Here is an 18,161-nt window from a genome sequence, read left to right as displayed (position 1 = left end):
CCCTGGTTGGTGCGCAGGTCGATGGCCTCGTGGCGGCTGCCGTCGCTGTAAAAGTATCCCGCCGTCAGCACATGCAGGGCCAGGGGCCAGGTCAGGAGCACGTCTCCGTTTGTCAGTCTCATACTTTTCCCTTTCCGCCGTCAGGCGATCCGCTGCCATTTGTACACTGCCAGATAGGGGGGCATGTTGTTGTGGGCCTGCCCGCCGCCGGGATTTGACACGGGGAATGTGCCGCCGGTATTGGTAAATCCGGCCACGGTACCGTCGTACCCAGGCTCGTACAGACTGGTCAGGTTTCGCGACGACCAGTAGGACATCTGTCCCAGGCTTGTGGGCAGTTCCGGCTGTGTCAGCGCGTGCTTTTCTTCGCCGCCGGTGGACCCGACTTCATGGGAGGCATCCCGGCCGAAGGTAAACCGCCCGGTGATCTCCTGCCAGGTACCGTATCCGAAATGCTGTGCCACCTTTTCGGGGGTGGACAGGTCGGCGCTCTGCCCCGCCACCGGTGCCCAGTCAAAGATATACCCCACCGGCAGCTGGAACCGGGCGTCCGCCTGGGGCCGTGTATAGTAGTTGGACAGGTCGATCTGCGCCCCGGTATCCACCCAGGCGCCGGTATCCTCGTCCCAGGTCCAGATGGTGTCGGTGGAGCCGATAATGGCCCATTGTCCGTTGCTGCCCGTGGGATAGCTGCCTGTGAGCTGGGCCTCATCGGCATACCAGCCCAGGGCCCCCTGGGTGATGGTCTGGGCCTGCCCGCACCAGTAGCGGGCGTTGTTGCTGTCCTCCCCCTCCCGCAGTCCGGTGCCGCCTTCCGCCCAGCTCCGGGACAGGTCGGCGCCCGCCCGGGCCTGCTGGACGGCCTCATCCACCTGGGGCAGTTTTTTCAGGGCCGCATCCAGTTCCGCGCCGGTCAGGGAGCTGTCATAGTAGGTCTGCACATCCGCCATCGGCGTTCCCCCTTTCCCGCCTCAGTCCAGCTCGGTCAGCCGGCCGGTCAGGAAGGTTTCCAGCTCCTGCACCGCCGCCAGGGCGGACTCGTCCAGCAGCACGCAGTTGGCGCGCTTGTTGCTCTCGGTGATATTGCCGTCACCGTCGATCACGCTGTACATGTAGGCACAGCGCTTGCCTTCGGCGGTGGTGTGTACGGTAAAAGCCGTCAGTTTTTTCATACGGTCTCCTCCATTTCTTCCAGTCTGGCCCACTCCGCCGCCACGGCGTCGGTGAGGGCATCCAGTTCTTGGGTGCGGCGGGCCGTCCGGGCGGCCACAAAATCCAGCTCGGTCTCCCCGGCCGCGTCCGGCACGCCGCCGCTGTCCGGCACCGCGTCGGCGTAACAGTCGCTGTATCCCTGCTGGGGTGCCAGGACCAGCCAGTCAAAGGCCGTGCCCGCCGGCCCGTGGACCAGGGCGTTCCGGCCCTGTTTTTCCACCCAGAATCCCGGACCGGCCCCGGTCACCAGCCACTGGGGCAGGGCGTGGGGGTCCAGGCATTCCTCCAACACCGGATGGATCACCAGCAGGCAGAGCCCCTCCTCATCCAGAATGCCGCTGCCGTTGTCACAGAAGATGGCGGCGGGGCTTTCCATGGCGTTCAGGGCCCGGTTTCCGTAATGCCCGGTGGCGACGATGCGGTTCTTGGCGCCGGAGCACCCTATATTGCCGTTGACGTAAAACCCCTGGCCGTAGATGCGCACCGCATTGTCATAGGCCTGGATCTGGGCGTCGTTCTGGCCGGCCACCCCATTTTCCAGATACATCTGGTAGCGGCAGCGCTGGATGCGGGCGTTGATGGTGTCGCTGCCATAGACCGCCCCGCTGAGATAATTCACATGTCCGCTCTGGATGTCGGAGTAGGGGTCGTAGGTGTAGCCCACCTGCAGACTTCCGGCGGCGTTTTTGTATCCGATTCCGGTCAGGCCGGAGGTGGAAAAGATCGCCGTCATGCTGCGGTTGAACCAGCTCCAGTTGTTTTCCATGCCGGAGCGAAGTGCCCCGCCGGTATAGCTGTTGAAGCCGTTCCACTGGAACCGGGTATAGTCTTGGTCCGAACCGGCCCGGAGCGACGCCCCGTTGCCGGCCACCAGCGCCGCGCTGTTCAGGTTAATGGTCAGCGCACCGTTCTGGCTGGCCAGGGTACCGCTTTTGATGTTGTCGGCGTTCAGGTTGGTCACGTTCACCCGGCCGGCATCGATGGTGCCGGTGGTGATGTTGGCGCCGTTGATGGTGGTCTTGCCCTCTCCGGCCAGATCGGTGAAGCTGACCGTACCGGTCAGGTCGATGACCGCGCTGGAAAGCTGCACCCCCGCCGCCGTCAGGCTCAGTCGGGTGTTCCTGACCCCATCGATCTCCAGGGAGGGGCTGTCCGCTTCCAGCGTACCGGTGCCCTGCCGGATGTTCACAAAGAGGTAAAGGCGGGTCACGGCCCGGGAATCCAGCTCCATCCGCCGTTCCAGCTCGGTCCAGTCACACACAGCCCCCGCGCTGCCCTCCGAGGCCAGAATGGCCAGAGTACTGCTCTGATAGCTGCCATCCTCATGCATGGCAAACAGCGTGATGTATGCCTGGTTGCCCGCCCCGGCGACCTGGATCTCCCGGGTGATGCGATACCGCAGCCGGACCTGCAGGGCAGCCCCCGCCAGCACCGGCAGGTCCTGTTCCGGCAGGTCCATGACCGCCCCGCAGCTGCCGGTGCCGTCCCCCTGCAGGGTGACCTGCTGCCCGTTCAGGGTGACCGTGCCGCCCGCCCCTTCGGAGGAACTGCCCCGCCGCCAGACCGCCGACGCCAGACGGTTTCCCGGGAAATCCTGCTGTGCGCTGAGTTCCAGGCCGTCCACCGTGGTCTGCATTTCCAGCACCTTGCCCTGCAGATCCCGGTAGCTGCGGGTGTTCACGGCGGTGGTGGTGTCCCGTCGGGCGTTGCCGGTGCTTTCCAGCTCCATGGTCTGACCGCTGATCCGGCGCTTCATCACCAGGGTGCGGCGTACCTGCCCGTAGGCGTCCACCACATCCAGGGCCGTCCCGGGACGGATCTCCGGCACAAACGGCATGGTCAGGCGCAGGGGGGTATACCCCATCCCCTCCACCGAGGCAAACACCGTGCGGGCCACCGGTTCCAGGGCGGCGGCGCTGTCGGTGGTCAGCAGCAGATTGCCCCGGATCACCAGGGCATTGGTCCCGGTCTCTGCCGGGGGCCAGATGACCCCCACATCCCCATCGCTCTGTTTCAGCTGCACCTTGTCCACCGGGGCCGTCTGGTAGTCCTCGTACTGCAGGGACCCCTGCAGATAATAGCCGGCTTGCTGGGACACACGCCACACCGCCTCTTCCGCCGTGCGCAGGATCCCATCGGACAGGCGCAGCCCCACCGGCACAGCTGCCTCCCCGGGGGCCGCGATCGCCGGCATGCCCTCCATCCGGGAATACCAGGCCAGTTCCAGCTGTCCCTCCGCCGTCATGCGGGCAAACCGGCCGTTGGCCTGGGCCGCCCACTGCAGCAGCTGCCGCCCGGTCACACTGCCCCCGTCAAAGGGCCGGATCTGGTAATCCCCCTGGGGCAGCCCGTCCAGGGTCCCCGCCGCCGGTTCCACCCCGCAGGCCTCGCAGAGCCTTTTCAGGAAGTCGGCCATGGTCAGGGGGAAGGGGGTTTCTTCCAGCCAGTGGGACATATCCCGGTCGAACAGGGTCATGCGGTCATACGCGGTGATGCTGTACACGTTGGCACTGTCCTTGGTGGGCTTTTCGGCCAGAAAGATGCCCACCTGGGTCTCGGTGCCGGCTGCGGTATCCAGACGCAGCAGGGTCAGTTCCTCTCCCTGGGCGATGCGCAGCCCGTTTTCCGGCGCCCACAGTTCGATCTCGGCGCAGGCCGCACAGGCCGCACCGGGGCACAGATCATCCTCATCGCTGACCTGCTCGGTCAGGGTCACGCTGCGGATGGCGTTGTCCGTATCGGGACCGCTGGTCAGCACCCGGCCATCCGCCAGCAGGATCTTGTGTTTCAGCATGGGTCCCTCCTCAGCACTGAATGATGTTGAAATTGAAGTTCCGCCACAACCCGGTGCGCCGGTTCTTCCAGACGGCGCTGCACTGGCTCATGTAGGCGGTGCAGGTCTCGGTCTCGCCGCTGGCGCCGAACACCGGATGGGTGAAGGCAAACTGCGCCTTGCCCGCAAAAAGGTCCCGCAGATACCGCAGTTCCTCGTCGGTGAGCCATGCGTAGGAAAAGCTCCAGCTGCCCACCTTTTCCCGCACCATCATCCGGTGCATGACCCCGCTTTCGTCCCGGCCGGAATCGGAAGCGTCCAGATCGGCAAAGCTGAATTCCGGTTCGTCGTCGGGAACCAGCATGGGGACCCCGTCCACCTGATAAAAGTCCACTTTTGTCCGCATGCTCAGTATCCTCCCGTCATGACGCCCTGCTGGCGCTGGTAGCGCTGCACCGCACGGCCGATGACCTCATCCCCCACCCGGATGCCGCAGACGGCCTCCAGGATCTGGCTCAGCAGCCGGCTCACCTGGGTCAGGGCGGCCAGTTCGCCCTCCTGCATGTCCTGCATGACGGCGGCCACTGCCTGCTGGATGGTGGCCAGGGGGGCTTCCACGTTGGTGCCCTGCCGCTGGTCGCCCAGCACCGCCAGGAATTCCCGGTTGGGCGGGATGACCGCCCCCCGGGCCAGCGCCGGGACCTGCAGGACCTCCCCGGGCAGGGACGGCAGGGCGCGGAACTCCGCTGCCCGGGTGTTGCCCACCTTCTGGGCGTTGCTGGGCAGACCGCCCAGCCGGTCCGCGGCGGCAAAGACACTGTCCAGCCAGCCGGTAATGCCGGACACGAACCCGTCAAACAGCGACTTCAGATGGTCGATGGCGCTGCTGATGGTGGAGGTGATGCGCTCCCACACCCGGGCGGCGGTGTCGGCCATATCGTTCCAGGCTTTCTGCCATTGTCCGCACAGCACGTCCGACAGAAAATCCGCCAGCCCCCGCAGGGCGGTGAGCAGGGTGCTGACCAGACCGGCCACCACGCCCACGGCGGTGGTCACCGCGCCGCTGATGGCCAGACAAAGCTGGGTCACCAGCGGTCCGAAGGCGGCGGACAGCCATTCCAGCAGCGGTGCCAGCACCTGGTTCCACAGATGGAGCATCAGGTTGGCCACCGAACCGATGTACAGGGTGAATTCCCCGAAAAGAGGCACCAGACAGTCCTGCCACACGGCGGATACCTGGGCCAGCAGCCCCTGGGCCAGGGGCAGGATGGTCCCGGTCCACAGGGCGTCCAGGATGCCCACCAGGTTGTCGATGGCCTGGATGATGCCCTGGTGGATGGGGGCGCCGTAGGTCTGCCAGGCGGTGTAGATGCCCCGCATGAGTTCCGTCCAGACCGCCAGCCCGGTCTGCAGGGCCGGAAGCACCACCCCGTCCAGCGCCTGCCCGATCACCCCGGCCAGCCACACAAAGGCGTTGCCCAGGCCGGTAATGGCCGCGGTCCCCACCCCGTTGATCACCGGCCAGAGGGCCAGCGAAAACTTGTTGACCACCCCGGGGATGAATTCGGTGAGCAGATAGTTGCCCAGCGGCACCAGACTGCCCTGCCACAGGTCGTTGATGGCGGTGCGCAGCGGCTCCCACACCTGCAGGGCCGCGTCCCGCATGTGCCGCCAGACCGACCCCCAGGACAGGATGGTGTCGGCGTAATATTTGCGCAGGTACGCCCACAGGGCATCCAGCAGGTCCCGCACGGTCTGCACCGCGGTCCGGGTCTCCTGCACCGCCTCGTCGGCCTCGTTTTTGGTGCTGCTGCTCTTCTTGCTGCTGCCGGAAGAGCCCTTGCTTCCCGACGAGGACGCCGGGGCGCCCAGCCGGATGATCTCGTCGAACCCGGCCAGACTGCGCACCGCCTTGGCGGTGCTCTTGGCTGCGGAGGCCGCCGCCTGCTGTACCTGGTCCAGGCCGGCCGCCGCCTTGGCTGCCCCGCTGCGCCCGCCCAGCGTCCCGGTCAGGGTGTTCAGCTGGGCCAGGGCCGGGTTCAGGGTATCGGTCAGCGGGGCGGCGGCATGGACAAAGGCCGACCGCAGCCCCTGGGTGACCGCGGTTGCCCTGCGCGCCCCGGTCTCGGCGGTGCGCAGGGCGGTGTTCAGCCCGCTCAGGCTGTCCTGCAGTGCTCCCAGCCTGGTCTTCAGGGCGGAGGAATTTTCCTCAAACAGAATGGTTTTTGCCAAATCGTTCCCCCTCTCTCATTTTGTCAGCATGGCCAGCAGACGGTCATGTTCCGCCTGCTCGGCCTGACTGCGGGCGGGGCGCAGGTCGATTTCGGACCGGTGGGCCCGGTAATAGCTCAGCTCCCAGGCTTCCAGCTTTTTGCCCCGGCGCAGCTTGTCCCGGATGGACACCACCGTGGCCAGCGGCCCTTCCCCGATGGCCGAAAACCAGGCCAGGAAACTCCACCAGTGCAGAAAAGGCAGGGACCGCACCTCACATCCCGCCGCCCGGTTCACCCCTGCCACGATCATGGGGGCGTCCCGCTGCCAGTCCAGCAGCCGGGGGCCCGGGGGCGCCGTATCCGGCCGGCCGCCGGCGATGAACTCCGCCAGCCTGCGGGCCGCTTCCGGATACAGGGCGGGCGGCATGCGGGGAAAGTCCCGGTAAAACAGGGCCATGGCCACATACCACCGTTCCTCCGGCAGCAGGGTCTCCCCCTGGTCCCCGTCCAGCCAGCCGATCACCTCCAGCACATCCCGGAAATCCCCGTGGATGGCCCAGGACTGTTCCCCCACCGGCAGGGCGGCGGGCAGGTCCCAGCCGGTCATGCCTGTCCGCCCCGGGCGGCCCGGGCTGCGTCCGCCGCCGCCACCGCCTGTCGGGCGGTGGCTTCCACCGTGTGCTGGGCGCCTGCCTGCAGGATGGGGGTCAGGGCTTCCAGCAGATTTTCCACCACACGGCGGCCGTTGGTGCCCACACCGGCCAGGTTGACCCCGTCCAGCAGCACATCAAAGTCATTGGGGGCGCCGAAGACCCGGTTCAGCAGGGCCTTGATCCGCCGGTCATAGTCCGCCAGCAGCGCCAGCGCCGCCCCGCCGCCGTCTTCGGGCAGGGCCGCGCTTTGGCGGGTCAGCTCCTCATCCAGGGCGGCCAGTTCCTCCCGGGCCGCGAAAAAGCGGTGGTAGAGGTTGGGGTCCCCGGGGTTGAAGCGCAGCACGCCCCGCCCGTTGACCTCGAATTCCTCCACACCGGTATCCACCAGCAGTTTGTGCATCGAAAAATCACGCTCCTTTGCAGTTCCCGCCCACCCGCCCTGCGGGCTTTACGCCGCCGGGGTGGGGGTGAAGGTCTTGGTGCTCACGTTGAAGGTGCCGGCGGTCTTGACGCCGGTGTAGTGGACGTTGAAGGGGATCTGGTAGCCGGTGGTGTCGCCGCCGTAGCTGACGATCTCCACGTACACTTCCTCCTTCACGGCCGGATAGGCGCCGTCCCCCTCATCGCCCCACAGCTTGACCTCCACCATGTCGGTCTTGAGCTGGTCCAGCACCAGGTCACCGTCGATGATGGCCTGGAGCTTTTCAAACAGGGGGTCGTCCTTCTCGGCGTAGTAGGGCGAGACTTCGCCCTGCTTCTGGTAGCTGTCGATGACCACCGAGGTCTGGCCCAGGATGTTGGTCTTTTTTTCCACATTGGCGCTCAGTTCGGGGGAATATTCCTCCAGGTCGGCGCCCAGGCGGCAGTATTCGCTGTCCGCGTCGGAAAAGGCCGCGTTCAGGTAGTGGGCCATGTATTTGCGTTCGATCTTCAAAGGGTTCTCTCCTTTCAGTACTGCAGGGTGTATTCGGCTTTCAGCTGCACGGCATAGACGGCGGTGCCCTCATCGGAGGCACGTTCCAGTTTGGCGTCGGCGGCGGTCAGCCGTTCCTGTGCGGTGTCGGTGTTGCCGAACACCGGGGCCGTTCCCGCCGCGCTCTGTTCCAGCACCCAGCGCTGCAGTTCCAGCAGGGTGGCGGCGTTGTCGCGGGCGCTGCGCCCGCCGTAGGGCAGCACCAGCCGCAGGGTGAAGGAAGCCCGACAGCGCAGGCGCACCTCCCCCCACAGGTTCACCCGCCGTTCGGTCACCTGCACCCCCGCCGGGAACAGCCCCGCCGTCCCCGGCACCGCCGGGGCGCCGTCCACCCACAGGGTCTTCACCCCGGCCAGGGCGGGCGCGGTGCGCAGCCAGTCGCACAGGGTCTTCAGTTGCTCTTCCATGGGCGGTCCTCCTCAGTTGGTCAGGCTGTGGGCGCCGCTGCCGGAGCGGGTCCACCAGCCGCCGGCTTCCAGGTGGCACAGGCGCCCCCGCACCGTTTTGGGGTCCACATACTGCACACAGCAGACGCCGGGGCGCACCGCAGACACAAATTCCGGCCAGTCCTCCCGGGCCAGTTCCGGCCCGGTGCCTTCCAGCACCCGGTCACCGGGTTCCAGGGTGTAGTCCTGCCCCGGCAGCCCCGCCGCCGCCGGAATGATGAGCACAAAGGCCTGGGCCTGCTGCTGTCCGGTCTCGGTGTGGGTCATCCGCACCCGCCGGTCCAGGAATACCCCCTGCACCACGGTGCGGCTGATCGTCCCGGCCGCTTCGTCCGGGTGGTAGAGGGTGACGGTCTGGGTGCACAGGGGATACCGCAGGCGTTCACCCATGGCGCACCCCCCGCCGCATGAGCAGGAAGTCCCCGGCCACCTGGCGGAAGTAGGCTTCCCGCAGATAGAGGGTGGTGGCGGACAGTTCCGCCGGGGCAACATAGGTCTCGCTCACCGAGCCCACACTGGCCGAAGCCAGACCGCGGCGGCTGTCCTCGGCGTCAAACTCGTACATGGCGTCGGCGATGGCACACAGGGCGTTGTCCTCGGCGTCGGGGATGCCCTCCCGGGGGCTCACCCGGAACACCTGGTTGTAGTGGGCCAGCTTGGCGGCGGCCCGCTTGGCGTAGCGGGGGAAGTCCGCTTCGGGGATATCCTCCCCCAGGTAGGCATCGGTGTAAAAAGCGTAGTCCGGCAAGGCGATGCCCCCTCTCAGACCTTGAACTTGGCCAGCACCACCTTGGCTTCGTTGGACAGCACCGCCACATAGAACTCATCGGCGGTGATCTCGGTGGTACGGATCTTGGGTTTGCGCTCGGCCTCCACGTTGACCTCCCGCTTGCGGTAGATGGTCAGGGCCGGGATCTCGTCCTCGGTTTCGGGATCGCTTTCCAGCCGGACGATGGGGCAGGAGTAGTTGGCATCGTCGTCCACCAGGGGCACCTTCTTGGAGGGCACCACCCGGCAGCCGGCCACCATGCCGATCTCGCCGGAGACCATGACCCCCGCCTGGTACTTGTCGGCGGAGAGGAAGTCCGGGTCCTTGCGCAGCTGGGTGACCTGCTTGGGGTGGACGAAGATGACCTTGTCGCTGCCCTGTTCCTCCTCGAACAGGTCCAGGGCGTCCACGATGCCCGCATAGCTGATGTTGGAGCTGCTGCCGTCAAAGGTCAGGCTGGCTTCCTGGAGGGCGTCCATGCAGTCGTTGTCGATCTTGGCGGCGATGGACAGGGCCAGCTGGGTGTTGGCCTCGCCCACCGGGTTGCCGTAGCCGGAGAGGACCGCCTCGTCGGTGAGGCTGATGCCCTTCATGGCCTTTTTCACGGTGGCCTTGCGGGTGGAGGTGGTCATCTTCTCGATGGCCACCTCGGCGCCTTCGGCCACGTCGGCGGCGTCGCCGATGTAGCCGTAGGCAGGCACGGTGATGGTATCGCCCGGGACACCCACCAGGGTGTCATCCACCTTGGCGAAGGGCGCCACCCGCAGTTTCTTGGGGATGCGGGCGCTCACCATATCGCCCATGACTTCGGGGTCGATGAGGTCCGCCAGTTTGGTGGTCATATCTGCCATATGTATGTTCTCCTTTCAGATGTCAGGTTCAGCCGCGGCGCAGCTGTTCGTAGGCCGCGGGGTCGCTGTGCTTGAGGGCCAGCCGTTCCCGGTAGCTCATGCGGTCCAGGGCTTCCCGCCCGGGCAGCATGGCCGCCGTGCCGGTGCCCGCCGCGTAGGGGGCGGGGGTGGTGGCAGGTTCATTCTGGTTGGGTTCCATCCGGTTTCACCTCCTTTGCATCGGGCATATACCGCCCACGGATGGCGGCCAGGTCGGCCTCGGTCTCGTGGGGCAGTCCGAAATACCAGGCCAGGGCCAGTTCGGGGCGCAGCAGGCCGCCGTCCACCATGTCCAGGTATTCGTTCCAGGTGCGGGTGCGGTCGTACAGCACCCCATCCCCCCAGTCCATGGTCAGGGCGGCATCGGGGTCAAAGGGTGCGCCGGCGCACAGGCCGTAGGCACGGCCCAGGGCATCGCACAGGGTCAGGGCCTCCCGCAGGGCCCGCTCCCACATGGCCTGAAAATCCCGGATGGTCAGGTCATAATCCCCCGTGGAGGCGGTCACCTCGGTGGCGGTGCGCTCGGTGGCTTCCACCTCACTGAGCAGCCCCCGCTTGAGCCCGATGAGGCTCTCGCACCCCCGCAGGATGTCCTGCTTGCGGGCCAGATAGCTCTGTTCCCGCAAGGCGGGGCTGTACACCGTCACCCCCAGGTTGGCGGGGTCGTCGGGCAGGCCCACAAAAAGGTCGTCCCGCAGGTTGCGCCGGCCGGAGGCATCCTCCTGCAGCAGATCCTCCGAGGCGAACACCCGGGCGGCGCCGTTCTCAAATTCCCGGCGCAGCTGGTGTTCGGTGCGGCCCAGGCTGTGGATGAGCCCAACCGCCGGGGCAAAGACCGCCACCGCCTCGGGGCCGCCGTCCACACAGTTGAGCAGGGGGGTGCGCAGGGTGGCCAGTCCCACCCCGGGCACACCGGGCAGCAGCAGGGTGGGGCGCAGGGCCTCGGTCTCAGGCAGGGCGGCGAGGGATGTTTCCCGCCCCAGGGCGTCCCCCGCCAGCTCGAAGAGGCGGGTCTCGATGCAAAGCCCCTGGTTCCCCGCGCTGCGGCGTTCCAGCAGGGCGTACCGCCGCCCGCCCCGGGCCAGCAGTTCCATGGTGCCCACCGCCTGCAGCCGGCCGTGGGCGTCCCGGGCCAGGGGGGCAAAGCAGTCCCGGCGCACCGGCACGAAATCGAAGTGCCCGTCCCGGGGCACCGGCTTGAGCAGGCATTCGCCGCCCACCAGGGCGTTCTGCAGCGCCCGACGCCGCACGGCGTTCAGCGCCTGCAGGTTGCTTTCCATCCAGTCTGCCCCTTCCAGGCGGGTCTCGTACTCCGCAAACACCGCACGGCAGAGTTTGTCCACAATGAGCACCGGCAGCCGGCCGGAGGGGTCCTCCCCCGGCAGGGTCCGGCCGAAATACAGGTCGAACCACTCGCGGATGGCCGCGTGCATGGCCGGCCCGGTCACATCGGACCGGCCAAAGGCCTGTTCCAGAAATGTTTTCAATCCTTCCTCCTTTGTCACTCAGCGGCCCCGGCGCCGCCAGATGCTTTCCACCGCGTAGCGCACGGCGTCGATGTGGTGGTTGTTCACATCGGGATACCCGGGCAGCACCGCGCCGGTGCGGGGGTCCCGCTCATACTCATAGGATGTGAACTCGGCGGCGGTGTCGGGGCAGCGGGCGGGGTCGATGACGATGGCCCCCAGACTCTGCAGCCATTTCATGCTCTGTTCCACGCTGCCCGGTCCCTTGCGGGCGGCGCGGCAGGGCAGGCCGAATGCCCGGTAGTCGGCACAGCTTTTGGGTTCGGCGGAATCGGCGGTGAGCCAGCCGCCCTCGTCCCCGCCTACGCCCCGGTCCAGCAGCAGTCTGGCGGTGTCCCGGTTGGAGGTGCGGTGGCAGGTGAGCTCATCAAAGAGGTAGAGCACCCGTCGGGCGGGGTCGTAGGCCGCGGCGTTGTAGGCCCAGGGGTCCGGGTACCAGCCCCAGTCCACCCCGTGGTACAGCCTGTCAAAGGCCGCGATCCGGGCTTCGGGGATGGGTTCCAGCTTCAGGTTGTCGAACACCGCCGCGCCGCTGCCCACCACCTCGCCCAGATACTCGTGGCGGTAGGCCACCGGGTTGACCTGTTTCAGGTGTTCGGCATCGGCCAGGAACCGGGGTCCCAGCCAGTGGGGCGGCAGATCCTTGTAGGTGGAGTGGAGCACCCGGCGTCCGTCCCGGGATTCCAGTACATACCGGTTCACCCAGCTGCGGCCCATGGCGGGCGGGTTGAAGCTTTTGAAGGCCAGACTGAACCCGCCGCCCCGGAAGACGCTCTGCTCCACGCTGCGCACCTCCTCGGGGCCGTCGAACTGGTCCAGTTCCTCGAACCAGGCCAGACCGATATACCCGAAGGGCGCCCGCACGCTCTTGAGCTTGCCCGCGTCGTCCAGGCCGAAGAAGAAGATCTTCTGCCCGGTGGGCAGGTAGGTGCACTCCATGGGGCTGACGGTGCACCGGAACCTGCGCCCCAGGCCCAGGGCGGCGATGGCCCAGCAGATCTGGGCGTAGACGCTGGTGCGCATGGTGCCGCCCACCTTGCGCAGGACCACGGCGTGACAGTCAGGGTGGCGCAGCAATTGCAGAATGATTTCCAGGGAAATATAACTGGACTTGCCGGAACCGCGGCCCCCTTTGGCCACCAGTTCCTGCACGCTCCCCCGGCGGATCTCGCAGTGCACGCCCCAGAACACCGGGGCGATCACCTCTTTCAGTCGTACACGGATGGGTCGTTCCTCCTTTCCTGTGCGGGGGTCATTCCCCGTCCACAATGACCACCCCCTCCTCGCTGCCCGGGCCGTCCCCCATGCCCAGGTACCGGTAGATCATTTCCAGCGCCCGCAGTTTGTCCGCCGCCTTCACCGGCAGGTCCCCGCCGCGCAGGTCGGCAAAGGCGATGAGCGCCAGTTCGTCCAGCACACGGTCGGGTGTGATCCCGTCCTGCATCGTCCATCCCCCTTTCCGCATTCATAGCCTACCATGTTCCGTCCCGAAAGTTCAACAAAACGTTACCGTATTCTGTAAGAAATCCGGACGAAACATCCCCGCAGGCTCAATATGTACCCTTCAGCCGCCCTTTTTGTTTGGTTTCCGTTCCTGTTTCCTGCAAGTCCACCACAAGCAAACGCATGCCCTCGGTCTGCAGCTGCTCCACCCGCCGGGGTACCACCCCCATCTCGTCGGCGGCTTCGGCGGCGGTCTGTCCCTGCAGGAACCGTCGGCAGAGGACCTCCCGCTGCCGTTCATCCTCCAGCCGGCTGATGGCCCTGACCATGCGGCGCCGCAGCACCACACACCGGGCCGCCTGGGCCTCCATCTCCTGCTGCGCCTGGGCCAGGTCTCTGGCCAGCCAGTCCGGCGGCGGCGCCTCCTCGCTGCCGTCCCGGAGCCGGCACAGCTCCCGTCCCTGGCTGCGCAGTGCATCCAGTTCGCTGCACAGCAGCCGCAGGCGGCTCTGCTCACGGCGATACTGTTCCATCCATTTGCTCTTTTCCCGATTGTTCATAGATCCTCCTTTTTCTTTTGTCTGGCAATAGTGTTACAGTTTTCTGTAAGGTCAGTATATTCCAACAACCTTTGGTTGTCAACCCTGCGGAGCCCTCCCGGAGAACTATTTTTATTGCCCTGTTTTTGCTGCAAAAATACCCCCGGCGGAAGTTCCCGCCGGGGGTATACCGTGTTTTGATACTTCAGCACAAAGGCGCCAGCAGCCGCAGGGCGGCGGAGAGCAGGGTACCGAACCAGCCGGTGCGGCATTCGCTCAGATCCACCAGATGGCTCTTTTCCTCAATGTCCAGCATATCCGCCCGCAGATCCTCCAGGGCCTGGCAGCCGTAGAGCACCACACTGCATTCAAAGTGCAGATACAGGCTGCGGTAGTCCAGGTTGATGGACCCCACCGCCCCGATGCGCCCGTCGCACAGCCAGTTCTTGGCATGGAGGAACCCGGGGGTGTAGGTGAAGATCTTGACCCCCGCCCGGATCAGCACCGGGAAGTAGCTGCGGGTGAGCTGGTAAATGCTCTTCTTGTCCGGGATGGCGGGGGTATACACCCGCACATCCACCCCGCGTTTGGCCGCCAGACACAGCGCCGTGAGCATATCGTTGTCCAGGATCAGGTACGGGGTGGTGATGAACAGCTCCCGCTGGGCCTGGTTGATCATTTCCAGATACACGTTCTTGGCCACGCACTCGTCATCCACGGGGGTGTCGCAGAAGGGCTGCACCAGCCCGGTATGCCGCACGCCCTCGGGCAGCCGGGGTCTGGGCACCGCCCGCTCGTCGCTCTGGGGGCGGTTGGCGGTCCAGAATTCCAGGAACATGGTGGCAAAGCTCCAGGCGGCGGGCCCGCACAGCCGGACCCCCGCATCCCGCCAGTGTCCGAAGCGGCGGATGCGGTTGATGTATTCGTCCGCCAGGTTGATGCCGCCGGTGAAGGCCACCTTTCCGTCCACCACCAGGATCTTGCGGTGGTCACGGTTGTTCATGACCAGGTTCACCATGGGCACAAAGGGGTTGAAGGGCAGCGCCCGGATGCCCTCGGCTTCCAGCTTGCGCCAGTACCCCACCGGCAGCCGGGTGACGCTGCCGGCATCATCGTAGATGAGCCGCACGTCCACCCCCTGGGCGGCCTTGCGCCGGAGCACGTCATGGACTTCGTCCCACATCTTGCCCTGGGCAATGATGAAGAATTCCACAAATATATACTGTTCGGCGCTCTCCATCGCTGCCAGCATGGCGGGGAACATGGCTTCGCCGGAGGGGTAATAGGTCACTTCGGTGTCCCCGTACAGGGGGAACCCGCCCTGCCTGCGCAGGTAGTTGGCGGTGCGCCCCGCCCGGGGGTCCACGGCGTCCAGGGCGGCATAGGGGCCGGGGGCATCGGTGCGCAGGGGGCTGATGCGCTTGCTGGCCTTTTCCAGCTTGCGGCGCAGGCGGTAGGCGGGGCGGTGGTCGCCCCACATGAGATACAGAAGCCCGCCTTGCACCGGCATGAGCATGAACAGGGCCATCCAGCTGATCTTGAATTCCGGCACGGTGGAGTCCTTGCGGATCAGGGCCGCGCACATGATGATGCTGATGGCCAGACAGATAAAGTTGATCCAGCTGGCATAGACGGTGAGTTCGTTGAACAGCACGAACATCCAGATGACCTGCAGCAGCAACAGCAGCATGGTGACCACCAGACGGCTGAACACGAACTGCAGCAGGTTTTTGATCTTTTTTCTGACTTCCTCCATAGGGGTCCTTTCCATTGGGTTTTGCCGAAAAGCAGGTATGACCGGGGTCATTCCTACTGTACCATGCCCTGTGCCCGGATGCAAGGGCGGTGGTCCATACAAAAAAGCCGCCCCGCGGGCGGCCTGGGTCCTGATTTATGCTTCCCCTCTGCGCATGGCATCCTCGTATTCGTCGCAGACTTCCCGCACGGGGCCGTCGCCCCGCTTGACGCCGTGGTCCAGCCAGATGGCGCGGTCGCACAGTTCGCAGACCTGAGGGGTGCTGTGGCTGACGAACAGCAGGGTGGTGCCGCCGGACAGCATCCGGTCCAGACGCTTGAGGCATTTCTGCTGGAACATGAAGTCGCCCACGGCCAGCACTTCGTCCACCACCAGCAGGTCGGCGGTGACTTCGGTGGCGATGGCGAAGCCCAGACGGGTCACCATGCCGGAGGAGAAGTTCTTCACCGGCACGTCGATGAATTCCCGCAGTTCGGCAAAATCCACGATATCGTCAAAATGGGCATCCATAAAGCTGCGGTCATGGCCCAGCACCGCGCCGTTGAGGTAGATGTTTTCCCGGGCGGTCAGGTCCATATCAAAGCCGGCGCCCAGCTCGATCATGGGGGCGATGCTGCCGTACACCCCGCAGGAGCCCTGGGAGGGGTACATGACGCCGGCCACCACCTTGAGCATGGTGCTCTTGCCGGAACCGTTGCGCCCGATGAGGGCCACGGCCTCGCCCCGGCGTACCTGGAAGGATACGTCTTTCAGGGCGTAGAATTCGTTGAAGCTCAGTTTGCCCTGCAGGCGCTTGACCAGGGTCTCCTTCAGGGTCTCGGTCTTTTCGGTTGCCAGATTGAACCGCATGGATACATGGTTCACATCCACAATGACCGGCTGCTCATTGATGTTCATGTGGGCCTCCTTACACGTACAGGATAAAGTTGCGCTGCAGCTTGCGGAAGGTCCACAGACCCACAAACAGCATCACAAAGCTGGACACGGCACAGGCGATCCAGGTATTGGGACCGGGAATGTTGCCGTACATGACCAGGTTGCGGAAAAAGTTGATATAGTGGTACATGGGGTTGAACTTCATCAGGGTCTGGGCGAAGTCGGGCAGCTGTTCAATGGGGTAGAAGATGGGGGTGGCGTAGTTCCAGCCCAGGGTGACCACGCCGAACAGATGCTGGATATCCCGGAAATACACGGTGAGAGCCGACAGGGTCATGGCCACGCCGGCGCAGAAGATCAGCAAAAACAGCAGCGGGATCCAGAACAGGAGGATGGTCCAGTGCAGGGGCGACCGGGTGATGAGCATGACCAGCACGACGGCGGCCAGACTGAAGCTCATGGTCACAAAGCTGGACACGACCCGGCTGAGGGGGAAGATATATTTGGGGATATATACCTTTTTGATCAGGGCGGCATTCTGGATGATGGAAACAAGGCCCATGTTGGCGCTTTCATTGAAGAAGGTGAACAGGGTATTGCCGCAGATCAGGTACAGCGGGTAGTTGGGGATGTTGCTGCGGAACATATAGGAGAAGATGATGGTCTGGACCATCATCATCAGCAAGGGGTTCAGCACGCTCCAGATATATCCCAGGAAGCTGCGGCGATACTTGACCTTCAGGTCACGGCCCACCAGTTCCCGGACCAGCGGCACATATTGTACAAAGTGAGATACCATCACCTTGTACTGACCTGATTTCATCTGTTTCGCTGCGTTGTCCACGCTACCACTCCTTTATTCTGATAAACTTTGCGCGGGCTCCGTATCTGCCGCGCCGTTCCGGTGCAGGGTCCTGTTCCCGGCGGCCGGGATGGCCCCTGCGGGAAAGGGCGGTTTCCTCCCCTGCCCGGTTCCGGGGCATGGGATCACCGCCGGGAACGACGGAGACGTCCTTTTGCCTTCCTGACCGGAAGGGCGGAACACGCCCGTTCTTTCCCCGGCTGTGTGCGGGAAACCATGATTTCTGTTTATTATAGCATATCCTGTCCCAAAATCAAACCGATTCCCCCTCTGTACCGGCAAAGGTTTTGCCCATATTGCGGTACAATTCGCAGGCTTTGCGCAAAAAGTCCTCGGTCACGCAAAAATATTCCGCCGCCTCGGACAAGGTATCCCCCGCCCGCAGCCGGACGGACAGCTCCTCATAGGGAAGGTATTTGAGCACGGCGGCCTTGTCGGCCCGGTGTTCGGCCTGGGCCCTGAGCTGATAGGGGCTGTAGGCGGTGTAAAAGGCGCCCGAGGCAAAGTGACCGTCCTCATGGATCAGCGCGGTGCGCAGTTCGGCCTGGGTGCCGAAGCGGCGGCTGTCCACCCCCACCATCCGTCCGTTGGCCAGGGCCAGACAGCGGTTGGCCCGCAGCGGGCAGTCCAGCACAACGATATCCTCCCGTTCCAGTTCGGCAACGGTGCTGTCCAGGTCGTAGGGCATGGTGTTCCTTTCTCCGGGACGGGGGCGGTCACCGGCGGCCCCGGTTGATCTCCGCCCGCAGGCGGATGAGGGTGGCGATGTCGGCCTTGTCGTCCTCGGTCAGATAACGTTTGCAGTTTTCGTAAGCCGCGATGGGTTCATCCCGCAGGGCAGGGTCGTCCGCCGGGGCGGGCTGGGTCGGATCGGCGGGCAGGGGTTCCTCCCCGGCCAGCTGGGCGATGCTCACCCCGAAAAACTCCGCAATGGGACCGGCATGCTTCAGGGTCAGCTGTCGGGTGCGCCCCGCGCCCAGTTCGGACAGGGTGCTGCGGGGGATCCTGAGCTGACGGCACATCTGGGTCACATTGATGCCGTCACGTCGGCAGAGTTCCAGGATATTCTCATACATGGCGTTCATGGGCCGGCTCCTTTGGGTGGTGTTTCTGTTCCTGAATTCAGAGTATCTTGTTTTCAGTTTTCTGTCAACCCTGTGGAGCTGTTTCCTGTGTTTATCCTACCACAAAGGATTCGTCATAAACCGGACTGTATCTTGTCAAGGATGT

The 18,161-nt window shown here is 65.0% G+C and carries 22 protein-coding genes; all 22 read right to left on the bottom strand.

Going from position 1 to position 18,161, the window contains the following annotated elements; translation table 11 throughout:
* Positions 1-140 precede the first annotated feature (140 nt).
* The 22 genes from Q0K17_RS06395 to Q0K17_RS06290 all read right to left on the bottom strand — a co-directional run bounded on the left by Q0K17_RS06395 (position 141) and on the right by Q0K17_RS06290 (position 18,016).
* A complete protein-coding gene (locus Q0K17_RS06395; protein WP_294541089.1) occupies positions 141-950 on the bottom strand; it encodes a hypothetical protein in 810 nt (269 codons plus the stop codon).
* 21 nt (positions 951-971) lie between these two features.
* A complete protein-coding gene (locus Q0K17_RS06390; protein WP_294541087.1) occupies positions 972-1,172 on the bottom strand; it encodes a hypothetical protein in 201 nt (66 codons plus the stop codon).
* On the bottom strand, positions 1,169-4,006 hold the full coding sequence (locus Q0K17_RS06385; protein WP_294541085.1) for a hypothetical protein: 2,838 nt from the start codon (positions 4,004-4,006) through the stop codon (positions 1,169-1,171). The genes Q0K17_RS06390 and Q0K17_RS06385 overlap by 4 nt, the downstream gene beginning before the upstream one ends.
* A 10-nt stretch (positions 4,007-4,016) precedes the next feature.
* A complete protein-coding gene (locus Q0K17_RS06380) occupies positions 4,017-4,391 on the bottom strand; it encodes a hypothetical protein (protein WP_294541083.1) in 375 nt (124 codons plus the stop codon).
* A 2-nt stretch (positions 4,392-4,393) separates the two neighbouring features.
* The gene (locus Q0K17_RS06375) at positions 4,394-6,217 is read right to left on the bottom strand and encodes a hypothetical protein (RefSeq protein WP_294541082.1); all 1,824 of its coding nucleotides are present in this window, start codon (positions 6,215-6,217) and stop codon (positions 4,394-4,396) included.
* A gap of 15 nt (positions 6,218-6,232) precedes the next feature.
* Positions 6,233-6,805 (bottom strand): Gp15 family bacteriophage protein, encoded by a 573-nt coding sequence (locus tag Q0K17_RS06370; protein ID WP_294541080.1) that lies wholly within the window; start codon positions 6,803-6,805, stop codon positions 6,233-6,235.
* Positions 6,802-7,251 (bottom strand): hypothetical protein, encoded by a 450-nt coding sequence (locus tag Q0K17_RS06365; RefSeq protein WP_294541078.1) that lies wholly within the window; start codon positions 7,249-7,251, stop codon positions 6,802-6,804. The genes Q0K17_RS06370 and Q0K17_RS06365 overlap by 4 nt, the downstream gene beginning before the upstream one ends.
* A 48-nt stretch (positions 7,252-7,299) precedes the next feature.
* Positions 7,300-7,785, bottom strand: a complete 486-nt coding sequence (locus Q0K17_RS06360) for a hypothetical protein (protein ID WP_294541076.1) — start codon at positions 7,783-7,785, stop codon at positions 7,300-7,302.
* Positions 7,786-7,799: 14 nt separating this feature from the next.
* A complete protein-coding gene (locus Q0K17_RS06355; protein WP_294541074.1) occupies positions 7,800-8,231 on the bottom strand; it encodes a hypothetical protein in 432 nt (143 codons plus the stop codon).
* Positions 8,232-8,243: 12 nt separating this feature from the next.
* Positions 8,244-8,660 (bottom strand): hypothetical protein, encoded by a 417-nt coding sequence (locus Q0K17_RS06350; RefSeq protein WP_294541072.1) that lies wholly within the window; start codon positions 8,658-8,660, stop codon positions 8,244-8,246.
* Positions 8,653-9,018, bottom strand: coding sequence for a hypothetical protein (locus tag Q0K17_RS06345; RefSeq protein ID WP_294541070.1), 366 nt, complete (start codon positions 9,016-9,018; stop codon positions 8,653-8,655). Before Q0K17_RS06345 ends, Q0K17_RS06350 begins: the two co-directional genes overlap by 8 nt.
* 14 nt (positions 9,019-9,032) lie before the next feature.
* Positions 9,033-9,890: a N4-gp56 family major capsid protein gene (locus Q0K17_RS06340; protein ID WP_294541068.1), complete on the bottom strand. Its 858-nt coding sequence runs from the start codon at positions 9,888-9,890 to the stop codon at positions 9,033-9,035.
* Between the two features lie 28 nt (positions 9,891-9,918).
* Complete coding sequence (locus Q0K17_RS06335) at positions 9,919-10,089, bottom strand: hypothetical protein (RefSeq protein ID WP_294541066.1); 171 nt, start codon at positions 10,087-10,089, stop codon at positions 9,919-9,921.
* Entirely contained in the window at positions 10,070-11,416 is a 1,347-nt protein-coding gene (locus Q0K17_RS06330) for a hypothetical protein (RefSeq protein ID WP_294541064.1), read from the bottom strand. Before Q0K17_RS06330 ends, Q0K17_RS06335 begins: the two co-directional genes overlap by 20 nt.
* 18 nt (positions 11,417-11,434) lie before the next feature.
* A complete protein-coding gene (locus tag Q0K17_RS06325; RefSeq protein WP_294541062.1) occupies positions 11,435-12,724 on the bottom strand; it encodes a PBSX family phage terminase large subunit in 1,290 nt (429 codons plus the stop codon).
* Entirely contained in the window at positions 12,708-12,899 is a 192-nt protein-coding gene (locus Q0K17_RS06320) for a hypothetical protein (protein ID WP_294541060.1), read from the bottom strand. The genes Q0K17_RS06325 and Q0K17_RS06320 overlap by 17 nt, the downstream gene beginning before the upstream one ends.
* Before the next feature lie 106 nt (positions 12,900-13,005).
* Positions 13,006-13,458, bottom strand: a complete 453-nt coding sequence (locus tag Q0K17_RS06315) for a sigma factor-like helix-turn-helix DNA-binding protein (protein ID WP_294541058.1) — start codon at positions 13,456-13,458, stop codon at positions 13,006-13,008.
* 184 nt (positions 13,459-13,642) lie between these two features.
* Positions 13,643-15,193, bottom strand: coding sequence for a cardiolipin synthase (gene cls, locus Q0K17_RS06310; protein ID WP_294541056.1), 1,551 nt, complete (start codon positions 15,191-15,193; stop codon positions 13,643-13,645).
* Between the two features lie 135 nt (positions 15,194-15,328).
* On the bottom strand, positions 15,329-16,090 hold the full coding sequence (locus Q0K17_RS06305) for an ABC transporter ATP-binding protein (RefSeq protein ID WP_294541054.1): 762 nt from the start codon (positions 16,088-16,090) through the stop codon (positions 15,329-15,331).
* Between the two features lie 10 nt (positions 16,091-16,100).
* A complete protein-coding gene (locus Q0K17_RS06300) occupies positions 16,101-16,892 on the bottom strand; it encodes an ABC transporter permease (RefSeq protein WP_294541052.1) in 792 nt (263 codons plus the stop codon).
* Positions 16,893-17,184: 292 nt separating this feature from the next.
* On the bottom strand, positions 17,185-17,619 hold the full coding sequence (locus Q0K17_RS06295; RefSeq protein WP_294541050.1) for a hypothetical protein: 435 nt from the start codon (positions 17,617-17,619) through the stop codon (positions 17,185-17,187).
* Positions 17,620-17,647: 28 nt separating this feature from the next.
* On the bottom strand, positions 17,648-18,016 hold the full coding sequence (locus Q0K17_RS06290; protein WP_294541048.1) for a helix-turn-helix transcriptional regulator: 369 nt from the start codon (positions 18,014-18,016) through the stop codon (positions 17,648-17,650).
* Between the last annotated feature and the right edge of the window lie 145 nt (positions 18,017-18,161).

The sequence above is a fragment of the uncultured Gemmiger sp. genome (assembly GCA_944388105.1).
Lineage (GTDB): Bacteria > Bacillota > Clostridia > Oscillospirales > Ruminococcaceae > Gemmiger.
Note: the sequence above shows the minus strand (reverse complement) of the source record. Positions and strands in the feature narration are given on the sequence as shown.

Coding starts and splice junctions, on each gene's coding strand:
- Q0K17_RS06395 (WP_294541089.1), bottom strand. CDS start 950: ATGGCGGATGTGCAGACCTACTATGACAGCTCCCTGACCGGCGCGGAA.
- cls (WP_294541056.1), bottom strand. CDS start 15,193: ATGGAGGAAGTCAGAAAAAAGATCAAAAACCTGCTGCAGTTCGTGTTC.
- Q0K17_RS06370 (WP_294541080.1), bottom strand. CDS start 6,805: ATGACCGGCTGGGACCTGCCCGCCGCCCTGCCGGTGGGGGAACAGTCC.
- Q0K17_RS06380 (WP_294541083.1), bottom strand. CDS start 4,391: ATGCGGACAAAAGTGGACTTTTATCAGGTGGACGGGGTCCCCATGCTG.
- Q0K17_RS06355 (WP_294541074.1), bottom strand. CDS start 8,231: ATGGAAGAGCAACTGAAGACCCTGTGCGACTGGCTGCGCACCGCGCCC.
- Q0K17_RS06305 (WP_294541054.1), bottom strand. CDS start 16,090: ATGAACATCAATGAGCAGCCGGTCATTGTGGATGTGAACCATGTATCC.
- Q0K17_RS06320 (WP_294541060.1), bottom strand. CDS start 12,899: ATGCAGGACGGGATCACACCCGACCGTGTGCTGGACGAACTGGCGCTC.
- Q0K17_RS06300 (WP_294541052.1), bottom strand. CDS start 16,892: ATGAAATCAGGTCAGTACAAGGTGATGGTATCTCACTTTGTACAATAT.
- Q0K17_RS06315 (WP_294541058.1), bottom strand. CDS start 13,458: ATGAACAATCGGGAAAAGAGCAAATGGATGGAACAGTATCGCCGTGAG.
- Q0K17_RS06340 (WP_294541068.1), bottom strand. CDS start 9,890: ATGGCAGATATGACCACCAAACTGGCGGACCTCATCGACCCCGAAGTC.
- Q0K17_RS06385 (WP_294541085.1), bottom strand. CDS start 4,006: ATGCTGAAACACAAGATCCTGCTGGCGGATGGCCGGGTGCTGACCAGC.
- Q0K17_RS06335 (WP_294541066.1), bottom strand. CDS start 10,089: ATGGAACCCAACCAGAATGAACCTGCCACCACCCCCGCCCCCTACGCG.
- Q0K17_RS06390 (WP_294541087.1), bottom strand. CDS start 1,172: ATGAAAAAACTGACGGCTTTTACCGTACACACCACCGCCGAAGGCAAG.
- Q0K17_RS06295 (WP_294541050.1), bottom strand. CDS start 17,619: ATGCCCTACGACCTGGACAGCACCGTTGCCGAACTGGAACGGGAGGAT.
- Q0K17_RS06290 (WP_294541048.1), bottom strand. CDS start 18,016: ATGAACGCCATGTATGAGAATATCCTGGAACTCTGCCGACGTGACGGC.
- Q0K17_RS06365 (WP_294541078.1), bottom strand. CDS start 7,251: ATGCACAAACTGCTGGTGGATACCGGTGTGGAGGAATTCGAGGTCAAC.
- Q0K17_RS06350 (WP_294541072.1), bottom strand. CDS start 8,660: ATGGGTGAACGCCTGCGGTATCCCCTGTGCACCCAGACCGTCACCCTC.